This is a genomic window from Aquidulcibacter paucihalophilus, from assembly GCF_002105465.1.
Taxonomy (GTDB): Bacteria; Pseudomonadota; Alphaproteobacteria; order Caulobacterales; family Aquidulcibacteraceae; genus Aquidulcibacter; species Aquidulcibacter paucihalophilus.
Genome location: NZ_NCSQ01000028.1, coordinates 1 through 1,643 on the forward strand (window position 1 = coordinate 1; position 1,643 = coordinate 1,643).

Annotated in this window: 3 protein-coding genes and 2 pseudogenes; 3 read left to right on the top strand and 2 right to left on the bottom strand. The window is 55.9% G+C overall.

The genetic code is table 11. The annotated features are described in order from the left end of the window. Positions 1–141: pseudogene (locus B7364_RS18340) on the bottom strand (IS3 family transposase); the annotation flags it as partial. A 65-nt stretch (positions 142–206) separates the two neighbouring features. Here B7364_RS18340 and B7364_RS18345 point away from each other — a divergent pair. The 3 genes and pseudogenes from B7364_RS18345 to B7364_RS02495 all read left to right on the top strand — a co-directional run. Continuing rightward, a pseudogene (locus B7364_RS18345) lies at positions 207–410 on the top strand (BrnT family toxin); the annotation flags it as partial. After that, positions 391–708, top strand: a complete 318-nt coding sequence (locus tag B7364_RS02490; protein ID WP_085338370.1) for a BrnA antitoxin family protein — start codon at positions 391–393, stop codon at positions 706–708. The pseudogene B7364_RS18345 and the gene B7364_RS02490, both read left to right, overlap by 20 nt. 336 nt (positions 709–1,044) lie before the next feature. After that, entirely contained in the window at positions 1,045–1,452 is a 408-nt protein-coding gene (locus B7364_RS02495; RefSeq protein ID WP_157893440.1) for a hypothetical protein, read from the top strand. Here the strand turns inward: B7364_RS02495 and B7364_RS18075 are convergent. Continuing rightward, the coding region (locus B7364_RS18075) for a hypothetical protein (protein WP_232780777.1) at positions 1,440–1,643 on the bottom strand (204 nt) is incomplete at its 5' end. The genes B7364_RS02495 and B7364_RS18075 overlap by 13 nt on opposite strands.

Sequence of the window (1,643 nt, forward strand, 5' to 3'; positions counted from 1 at the left end):
CCGATCTTGGCGTGGAGCTTCTCGACGTCAGCCTCACGGCTGGCCTCGCCAGCTTCGGCCTTGCCGGAAAACACCGCCGCCATCCCCTCAACCGCCTGCTTGCGCCAATGTCAGCTCCCCCTTCAGCGCTTCCAAAGCCACTTTGGCNAGTTAGGCCGATACCAGCTTAACCCCCTGTCCGAAATCCCGGGTCCACCTCAGTTTTTGGCGACCCTCTCATGTTGCTCTTCGCTGACGAGCATGTGGGGGATGAGGAGCGCTGGCGGGCTTACGGTCAAGTTGGTGGTCACGTCGTTTATATGGTTGCGCACACATATCGAAATAATGACGGACAGGAGAAAATCCGCATCATTTCAGCCCGAATGGCAACACGGCACGAGAGACAGGGTTATGAACGAGAAAATGGTTAGCATGAAGCTGAAGGATTTGCCGCCGCTGACGGAGACCGATCATGAAAGGCTCGCTGCGCTTGCTGCACGTCCAGATAGTGAGATTGATCAGAGTGATATTCCCGAGTTGACCGAGGAAGATTGGAAGAACGCGGTTCGGGGCAAACATTACCGCCCCGTCAAGGCGCAGATAACCGCCAGCCTCGACAAGGATGTGCGCGCTTGGCTCAAATCTGAAGGTCGCGGGTATCAGACGCGCATGAATGCCATTCTCCGCCGCGAAATGCTTCAGGCGCGCGCGTCAGCGGGCCGAAAATAGGAGATTTGGGCGTTCCAAAATTACTTTTGTGGTTATCCGTTACGATGCGCTTCAGACCCCGTTGAGAACTGGTTGCGGATTGGCATCTGTCAACTCCGTTCTGCACCGAACAAGGGCATTACGTTCTAACAGCCGTGAACGACATCTAACCACCAGGCCAACGCATTCGACGTTGACTGCGCGATGCGCCCAGACTGGTAAAGCCGCCGGTCGGCTTTCAGGAACGCCGCCAAGGCCCCGGAACGGCGACAACTGGAAGCGAAAGCTGTCAGGCCGTTACCCCCCAATTGCGGGCGTCAGTCTAGCAGTGCTATGATGGACAGGCGGAGGCCGTTCGTGAAGCTAGTAACACGCTATGGGTTATCAGGGATTGGGGGGCTTGCGCTTCTATCTTCAGGGCATTGGCTGAGGGCAAGACGTTTGATCATCGGACAGCCGGGGGAGTATTTGCTCGGTGTGCTCCCAAATTTTGCCGCCGCCATAGCCATTGTCTTCGTGATTTTGAGCATCTGGACAGACCAAAATTTGCCGATGAACTTTAGGGCAGCTCGCATCCGTTTTCTGTTGAGCGCGACGATCAGTGGTATCGGACTCGTCGTTTGGGAGTTTATGCAGAGGATTGGGCACAAGCTGGTTTTCGACATCCACGACATATTGGCTACGGCAATTGGCCTCTGCGCTGCGGCTTTGCTGTTCCAAGCAATCACTCCGAAAATAATTCATGATGCGGGTCAGACAGGATAGCCGCCCGTCCGCTCGCTACCCATTCCAAAATGTTCAGCGTCGATGGAAGACGCTCTCAGGCTGAAAAGCAGACAGTCGGCTAATGGGGACGCACGAGCTGCAGCTGAACGGCGGGAAATGGGAGCGAAAGCCGTCAGGCTGGTTTCGAAGCGGGTGACCTGAGCCCCGATTGGTCCGTCATTTGAAAGGAG